The following is an 8,752-nucleotide window of genomic DNA, read 5'->3' on the forward strand; positions in this document are numbered from 1 at the left end:
ACAAGGGTTCGTCTGAAACGAGGCGCGTCGCCGTGGTTCAAATCCGCTTCATCCGCTTCAATCCCACAAGGGTTCGTCTGAAACTCCGTAGCGGGCTACTGACGGCGGTCTGAGTCGCGATGCTTCAATCCCACAAGGGTTCGTCTGAAACCGGCAGGTGACGACGGTATCAGGGTCGCTGTACGTGCTTCAATCCCACAAGGGTTCGTCTGAAACGATGACGGTCTTAAGCCAACTGAGACCGTTCCACGCGCTTCAATCCCACAAGGGTTCGTCTGAAACAAGCTCGGCATCGCCATCCGCGTAGTAGCGGCTCGCGCTTCAACCCCACAAGGGTTCGTCTGAAACGATGGCCTTCTCCTCGCGGAGTCGGTCCAGTACGTGCTTCAACCCCACAAGGGTTCGTCTGAAACCCCAGCCGCGCCGACAGAACCAACGCCAGCACCAATGCTTCAACCCCACAAGGGTTCGTCTGAAACCGTCCCGAAACCACGGGCGTAACGTCGCGTACGAGCTGAATTCAAAAGAACGTTTCCGTCGACCCTCAATAGTCCGCGTTGCCCGGGGGGTCGACGGAAACAGACCACATCCCACGCGACAAACAACTGGAACCCTCACAGTGAGGGCTCGCCCGACCTCAGTCGGCCGGTTGCGGCGCGTCTTCGGCTTCCGTCGCACTCACGGCACCCTCCCCGACGTCGCGGTCTTCGCGGTCGATGTATTTGCGGACCCAGAGTTCGCCGGTGATGATGCCGGAGATGGCGCTCATGTGTTCGGCTTCGCCCGTGAGCTCTTCGCGCTGGAGGCGGCGAATCTCGTCGGCGTCGAAGTACGGGCGCTCGCACGCCGAGTCGAGCAGGTCGTCGACCCGTTCGCGGAGCGCGCGGTTCGTCCGGTACCAGTCGCCGATGGTGGAGCGGCCGCCGTAGGTGTGGACGTCGCCGATGATGCGCTCGCGGATGCGGTCGACGGAGGTGCCGACGACGAAGCCGGCGGCGTGTTGCCACATCGGGCGCGCCGGCGGGACTTTCGTCCGCTCGTAGGGGATGGCCGCGAGTCGGCTGTCGAGGCGGCGGACCAGTTCGACCTTCGGGTAGGCGGTCCCGGCGGGAATCTTCCCGTCGGTGAACGGAATCGAGCCGACGCGGTGCGAAAGCGGCATCCGCGTCACGGCTCGGAGGAACCCGGTGTCGCTGAACGGGACCCGCGTGCCGGCCTGACTCTCGGCGATGGGGTTGCTGGCGAAGTCGCACCGCGGGAAGTAGTTGCGGTAGTAGCAGTCCATCGCGGTGCTGTAGAGGTCAGGCTGGTCGCTCTTGCGCACTTCCTCGCGGTAGGTCGTCATCGGGTCGAACTCCGTCCGCAGGAGCCGGCGGGCGTCGTCGACGTCGATGCGGTGTTTCGCGCGGTAGAGCGCCGCCTCGGGTGATTTGCTTCCCTCGACGGCGGCCCGGCCGATGCCGTCGCCCATCATCCCGCCCTGCCCACAGCCCTCGATGAGCACGTCGGGCATGTCTTCGATGTTGAACACGTTCGCGAGGTTGACGAACGTCGAGAGGCCGACCATCCCGCTTGTCAGCTGGACCGACGCGTCGAGGGAGTCGACGAGCGCGTCCGAATTGACCGGCACGCGCCTGTTTTCGAGGCCGAGCACCTCCGAGACCTTCGCGGCGAGTTCGAGGTTGCTCCCGTTCGCGGGGTTCGAGTCGTAGGTGTAGGTCGTGAGGTCGTGGTAGCGGCTGAGTTCGCCGGCCATCGAGCGACTGTCGAGGCCGCCGGAGAGCCACAGGCCGATATCGCCGTCTATCGTGTCGGCCATGTCGGCGATGACGTCTCGGTAGGCCTCGGTGAGGTCGTCGAGGTAGGAGTCGTCGGGACTCTGTTCGAACGTGTGGTGCCAGTACGACTCGATGTCGACGCCCGCGTCGGGCCGGTAGTCGAGCACGGTTCCCGAGGGGAGGAATTTCACGCCCTGCACGAGCGTCTTGTCGCCCCAGACGTGCCCGATCATGAGGAGGTCGCTGATGGCGCGTTCGTCGACCTGTGGGTCGTCGAGGAGGGTCGTCAGCGCGCCGACCTCGGTCCCGAAGGCGAACGGTTCGCCGTCGACGTAGAAGCACTGTCGCGTCCCGAGTTTGTCGCTGGCGAGCACGACGCGCTCCGTGTCGCCGTCGACGGCGACGACGATGAACGAGCCGTCGAGTTCGGGGAGGAGGGCGTGGGGGTCCTCGAACAGTCGGGCGAACAGCCCGTCTCCGTCGAGGCCGAGCTCGTCGAGGTTCGTCACCGCGCCGTATATCGCTCCCACGCGCGGGCCGTCCTCCCAGACGGTACAGCCCTTGGGGTCTCGCGCGCCGTGGTGGAGCACCGAGACGCCGAAGCGGCCGGTCGACTGCGTCGCCGACTCGTACCAGTCTTCGTGGTGGAGTTCGGCCGCGCAGGCGTCGAGCGTCGCCGCGTCGAGCGCGCCGCCGACGAAGCCGGTCATCGACGGCCCTCGCGTCCGGTTCGCTCGGCGGTCTGTGGCGTGTCTACTGTGAATGACATCGTTGCCCGATATCCGCGCGCGTCGGGTTTTGTTATCACGCACCTATACGTTCGAGAAACGGGGTCGAGCGCCGCCGAACCGAACGGTATCTCGGCTTCACGGGGTCTCTGTGCCGGCCGGACCCCGGTGTTCGTCCGCTCGGCGACCGACGCTCGAAAAAACACCGGGAAGAACGCCTATAACGCCGTCTGAGTCGATTACACGCTCAATAACAAACTACGCTACTCGCCTTCTCTCACGGGATGACGCAACGTGATTCGCGGCTCACGAGAACGCTCCTCCTCGTCGGATTTCTCGCGATAGCCGTCGGCATCCTCGTCGCTCGCGCGTCGCCGGCGCGCGCGTACGAGGTTTCGATTTACCAGTCGACCCCGGCGGTGTTCTGGGTCGGCGTGGCGGTGGCGGTGTTGACCTCGTTGGTCGTGGTCGTTCGCGCCCCGAGCAGTCGGTTCGCGGCCGGCGGGGTGGCGCTGGCGGCCCTCGCAATCGCCGCGGTCTCCGCCCTCCCGCTCGTTCGGGAGTACCACTTCTACGGGTTCAACGACTCGCTGACGCACCTCGGGTGGGCGAAGTCGCTCGTCTCCGAGACGCTGACGCCGCTGGACATCGTCTACCCGAGCGGCCACGTGTCGGCCGGGATGTTCAGCGCCGCCCTCGGCGTCGAAATAACCACCGCGATGATGCTCGTGGTGTTTTTCGTCTCGGTCGTCTACCTCGTGTTCGTCCCGCTTCTCGTCTCACTCGTCGTTTCCGACCGGCGGGCGGTCCTCATCGCCGTGTTCTCGGCGCTGTTGTTCCTGCCGGTGAACCTCAACGGCTTCAAGCTCATGTTCTTCCCCTACTCGCTGGCGTCGTTCTTCGGCCTGGTGCTTCTGTACCTCTTTTTCAGACACCAGTTCTCCGGCACCGACGCCGTCGAGAGCCGGTGGCGCGGCCACGTCACGCCCGTCTCCGTCCTGTTCGCCATCGGGACGGTCGCGCTGGTGTCGTACCACCTGCAGGTCGCCGTCAACTACCTCGTGTTGTTCGGCGTCGCCGCGGCCATCCAACTCGTCCAGCGCTGGCGGACCCCCGACGCCGTCGCCGACCAGCGCCCGGTGTACGGGCTGACGCTCGTCTTCGCCGCGGCGTTCGTCTACTGGCTGACGCAGTACACCGTCGGCTTCTCGACCGGCGGCCTGTTCGTCGAGGGCGTGCTCGGGATTCTCTCGGGGAGTTCCGAGGCCGGGACGGCCATCTCCCAGCGCACCGGCTCCGTCACCGCCGTCGGCGGCGGTATCTTCGACGTGTTCGTGAAGCTGTTCCTCGTGAACGCGGTGTACGCCCTGATAACCCTCGGCGTCTTCCTCGGCGTCGTCTTCGGGCGGCTCCCGCGGCTGTCCGCACAGGGCCGGTCTATCCTGCGGACGCTGACGTTCAGCCTCGTCGTGTTGGTGCCGTACTTCTTCGCGCACCTCCTCGGCGTCATCTCGGAGACGAATTTCTTCTTCCGACACGTCGGCTTCGCGATGATTCTCGCGACCGTCGTCGGGAGCGTCGGGCTGTTCTACGCCTTCGAGTGGCTCTCGGGGACGGAGTACTGGTCGAAGTACGGGGCGGCCGTCAAGACGGGCGCGCCCGTCGCGTCGGCGCTCGTCATCGGGCTCACGCTCATGGTGATGTTCCCGTCGCCGTACATCTACCTGCCGTCGAACCACGTCCCCGCCCAGCAGATGGGGGCGTACGACACCGCCTTCGGGATGTCGGACGAGGACGTTCGGTACGTGGGCATCCGCGGGAACCCCGACCGCTTCGTCGATGCGCTCCCCGACAGCCCCACGCCGGCGCTCGGCTTCACGACGCCGGACGAGGCGCTCATCGACCTGCCGAGTTACTACGACGGCCCGCGGTATCTGATGGTCTCGAAGACCGACCACGACCGCGAGGTAATCGCCTACCGCGAGCTCCGCTACTCCGAGGCGAACCTCACGGCGGTCCGGGACCAACCGAACGTGAACCGCGTCATGTCGAACGGCGCGGCCGACCTCTACTACGTGTCCGGGTAGGGGCTCGGGGCACGGGGTTCGATTTTCACGCCGACATTAGAACCGCTACCGCCGGTGCCGCCGCTGTTCCTCTCCGACTGTCGGCCTGCGGGCCGATGGTCGCTGACCCGCCGCACGGGTTCGGACACCACGGCGCTCGGCAGGTCGCTCCGCCTCGTCAAACAGCGCCTAATCCGGGCGACCACGGGAATCGCGGCCCCACGGAATCCAGTAGCGAGTCAATAATTAATCGCCTCCTGAGCCGATGTGTAGCCGAGTGTTACCGTTCGTGAATACGCAGGGTCGTCACCGCCGAGACGGCGGCCCGAGAGGTGGCTTCGATGAGAGATAAGATTCGCTCGGTCGTCCGGACGATTCGCCGTCGGTTCGTCCCCGGCGACGACGACGGCGACCTCGCAGAGCGGACGGTGAAAAGCGGGATGTGGGTGTCGGCGATGAACGTCCTCGACCGGGTGCTGAAGGTCGTCATGTTCATCGTCCTCGCGCGACTGCTCGGCCCCGAGGCCATCGGGCTGATGGGCATCGCGCTCCTGACCATCTCGGCGCTCTTGAGCCTGACGAACCTCGGCATCGACGCCGCGCTCATCCAGCGCGTCGACGACGACGTCGACGAGTACCTGAACACGACGTTCACGCTCGAACTCCTCCGCGGACTGGTGATGAGCTCGATTCTCTACGTCGCCGCCCCGTCGCTCGCCTCGCTGTTCGGCGAGCCCGCCGCGCGGGACCTCATCCGCGCCATCGCGTTGGTCCCGATTTTCCTCGCGCTTCGGAACCCCGCGATGGTCTACTTCAAGAAGGACCTCGCGTTCCACAAGGAGTTCGCCTACCGTGTCAGCGGGACGACCGCCTACGTCGTGGTCGCGCTCGGCTACGCCGCGGTCAGCCCGACGGTCTGGGCGCTCATCTTCGGCTACCTCGCCGACGCTAGCGTCCGGTCGATTGTGACTTACTTCCTGCACCCGTACCGCCCGCGCCCCGCGCTGAACCGCGCGTACGCCGCCGAACTCATCGGGTACGGGAAGTGGGTCACGGGGTCGTCCATCGTCGAGTTCCTCTACGGGCAGGGCGACGACGCGGTCGTCGGCTGGCTCCTGACCGCCACCTCGCTCGGCTACTACCAGCTCGCCTACCGCATCTCCAACGCGCCGGCGACCGAAATCGCCGTCGTCGTCTCCAGCGTGATGTTCTCGACGTACTCGAAGCTCCAGGAGGACCAGCGCGCCCTCCGCGAGGCGTTCTTCAGCACCTTCCGGCTCACGGCGTTCGTCGCCCTGCCGATGTCGGTCGGCATCTACCTCGTCGCGCCCGCGTTCGTCGGCGCGTTCCTCGGCGAGGACTGGCTCCCGATGGTGCTCGCCATGCAGATTCTCGTCGCCTACGGGCTGTTTCGGACGCTCTTCGCGACGTTCAACCCCGTCTGGCGCGCCGTCGGCCGCCCCGACGTCCAGACCAAACTCGGCTTCCTCAGGGTCGCCCTGCTTGCCATCGCCATCGTCCCCGCGACGAGCGCCTACGGCATCGAGGGGACCGCGCTCGCGGTCACGGGCATCCTCGCGTTCCCGATGGTCCCGCTGTACGCGCGCGAGATGAAGCGAACGCTCGACACGACCTACCGGCGGTTCCTCCGCGAACTCTCGTACCCCGTCGCGGCCAGCGGCGCGATGGCGCTGGCGGTCCTCGCGGCGCAGAACCGCGTCGGGTCGCCGCTCGTCGAGTTCGCGCTCCTCGTCGCCATCGGGGTCGTCGCCTACGTCGTCAGCGCCGCGTCGCTCATGACGCTTTTCGACTGGCGGGTCAAACAGAACCTCCGTGAACTCGTCTCGGTGATGTCGAAGTAAGGCGGGCGCTCGGCCCGTCCGACGGGGCCGGCGAGTGGTCGATTCGACTGACTCTCATTGCTAGCTGAACCTTCGCCGTGAACCAAATCTATCAGAACCTCGTCAGAAAATGTGGGCGCGGTGAAACGAACGCCCTCGCAAAATTCGGTGGGGGCGTAATTACCAGTTCACATATCGATTATCTGCGGAGCAGAGCCGTTTCACGGGCTAAATTCAACTCGTCGCGGGATGCCGATTTGTCCCGTATTGTCTCGATTAAGCGGTTGTTTTCTGGGCTCAAACAGCCGCTATACTACTATTCGGTTGATGTTATTTTGCTCGAATATAAGGTGTGTCTTTGGAATGCAACTGGTAACTAACTGGCCAGCATCCGAATCAATCCCGTAAGTAATCGTAGCTAACTCGATTATACCCTGCAATAATGATTATCACCTTAACGAGGGCTTTCCTGAGATATGGTACGACTAAACGATGGAGACGACGACGAATCCCCCGCGGATTCGGACTCCATCCTCGAATCGCAACTCAACAGGCGGAACTACCTCAAACTCGGTGCAATGGCCGCATCGACTGCCCTCTCTGCCGGCGTCGCGTCGGCTGCGTCTGGACCAGAGGAGCGCTTCGGTATCCAATGGGACCGCGTCGTCAACGCGGTGGACGACCTTGGAATGGACCCCAACGGAAACGAACCGATAGACAACCAACTCGATTCCGCGTACGAGAGCGGGACGCTCATCGAATTCCCTCCGGGTGAGTATCTCGCCACCGAGACGCAGTACTGGAACGACGACGTCTCCCGCTTCGGGATGGTCGGCACCGGAAGCTCCCACAAGGACGTGCAGTTCGTCTTCCCGTCGGGCAACAACGGCGAGAAGTACCGGTTCCTCGAAATCACCAGCGGGGACCACCACGTCCTGAAGAACTTCTCCATCCAGCAGACCGACGACTCCACCACCACGGCGGACATCTGGATGATAAACGACGACGGCGGCCTCATCGAAGACGTCGAGTGGCTCGGTCGCACCCCCACCGACAACGACGCTCGCCGCCAGCTCCTCGCGTACGACTGTTCCTCCGTCGACGGCGTCAACGTCGCCCGTCGCGTCTACATGCGCGAGGGTGCCGAGCTTCCGGGCTACCCCGACGGCGTCGCGGGCATCCGCGTGCAGGGCGGCTCCGTCGGCGAGATTCGCCTCGTCGACTGCCACATCGAACAGCGCGGGTCGTCGTCGTTCCGCGCGACCCACACCCGCGGCGTCCTCCGCGTCGAGGGCGGCCTGTTCAAGAACAACGACAACACGAACATGCGCATCTCCGCGGGCGACCACCCCGAAAAGACCTCGTGGATCAAGGGCGCGACCGTCATCATGGACTCGGACAACCTCAACGAGCACGCCCACGACGGCGACAGCCTCGACAGCCCCGAAGGCCTCCGCATCGACTCCACCGGCAACGGGTACGCGGGCGTCCTCATCGAGGACTGTGACTTCATCTTCAAGTCCTGTCCCACCTCGCGCGGCGTCGTCTCGTCGCCGACGTGGGGCGGCCACGGCGGCTTCACCCTGCGCAACTGCCGCATCCAGAACGACACGTCGGTCCAGACGATTCACGCCGACTCCGTCGACACCGACACCGCGGACAAGCCGTGGGGCGTGAACCTCGAAAACGTCTCCATCACGGGGAGCGCGCGGTCCCAGCCGTCCGGCGCGGCGGTCTGCATCGACAACGACCGCAACGGCTCGACCGTCCAGAACAGCTGTATCCACTTCCCGAACGGCGACGTGGACGGCGTCCTCGTCAACGACGCCACGAGCTGTGAGATTCTGGACTCGAACATCAACGTCTCCGGGCAGGCGACGGTGTTCAGCGGGGCCGACGTGGACACGAGCAACATCACGAGCTCCGACTCCTGTCCGCTCCCGAGCGCCGACGGCAGTACCGGCGGCGACTCGTCGAGCACGGATTCGACGACGGATTCGACGACCGACTCCACGACGGATTCGACGACCGACTCCACGACCGAGCCCCTCCCGAACGAGATTCGCCTCGTCGGCACGGGCACGACGACCCAGTACGAGTTCACGGTGACGGACTCACTGCAGGCGTCGGACGGCACCATCGAGGAGTGGGACGACATCGAAAGCGGCACCGCGACTGGCTGGATTACGACCGAGGGCGTCGAGGACGCCTACACGTTCTCCGGCGACGTCGACTCGTTCTCGTTCCTCGAAGGCGAGTCCGAGATTTACGTCAACGGCGAGCAGGTGACCGAGAGCACGGTCACGGACGCGACGACCGATTCGTCGACCGACGGCTCC

Annotated in this window: 4 protein-coding genes and 1 CRISPR repeat array; of the genes, 3 read left to right on the forward strand and 1 reads right to left on the reverse strand. The window is 65.0% G+C overall.

Translation table 11 applies throughout. The annotated features are described in order from the left end of the window. Window positions 1-54: 54 nt before the first annotated feature. A CRISPR array of direct repeats spans window positions 55-479; the repeat unit is 30 nt; unit sequence GCTTCAATCCCACAAGGGTTCGTCTGAAAC. A 158-nt stretch (window positions 480-637) separates the two neighbouring features. Continuing rightward, window positions 638-2,488: an asparagine synthase-related protein gene (locus C438_RS13650; RefSeq protein ID WP_004970060.1), complete on the reverse strand. Its 1,851-nt coding sequence runs from the start codon at window positions 2,486-2,488 to the stop codon at window positions 638-640. Between the two features lie 302 nt (window positions 2,489-2,790). Between C438_RS13650 and C438_RS13655 the strand changes: the two genes are divergently transcribed. The 3 genes from C438_RS13655 to C438_RS13665 form a co-directional block, all read left to right on the forward strand. After that, window positions 2,791-4,593: a hypothetical protein gene (locus tag C438_RS13655; protein ID WP_004970061.1), complete on the forward strand. Its 1,803-nt coding sequence runs from the start codon at window positions 2,791-2,793 to the stop codon at window positions 4,591-4,593. Between the two features lie 320 nt (window positions 4,594-4,913). Next, window positions 4,914-6,434: a lipopolysaccharide biosynthesis protein gene (locus tag C438_RS13660; protein ID WP_004970062.1), complete on the forward strand. Its 1,521-nt coding sequence runs from the start codon at window positions 4,914-4,916 to the stop codon at window positions 6,432-6,434. A 455-nt stretch (window positions 6,435-6,889) separates the two neighbouring features. Continuing rightward, on the forward strand, window positions 6,890-8,752 hold a 1,863-nt coding region (locus C438_RS13665; protein ID WP_049918073.1), incomplete at its 3' end, for a hypothetical protein.

This window comes from Haloferax denitrificans ATCC 35960, assembly GCF_000337795.1.
In the GTDB taxonomy this organism is placed as follows: domain Archaea; phylum Halobacteriota; class Halobacteria; order Halobacteriales; family Haloferacaceae; genus Haloferax; species Haloferax denitrificans.

What these genes read in the sequence shown, in the direction of transcription:
- C438_RS13660 (WP_004970062.1), top strand. Translation starts at nt 4,914, where the DNA reads ATGAGAGATAAGATTCGCTCGGTCGTCCGGACGATTCGCCGTCGGTTC.
- C438_RS13655 (WP_004970061.1), top strand. Translation starts at nt 2,791, where the DNA reads ATGACGCAACGTGATTCGCGGCTCACGAGAACGCTCCTCCTCGTCGGA.
- C438_RS13650 (WP_004970060.1), bottom strand. Translation starts at nt 2,488, where the DNA reads ATGACCGGCTTCGTCGGCGGCGCGCTCGACGCGGCGACGCTCGACGCC.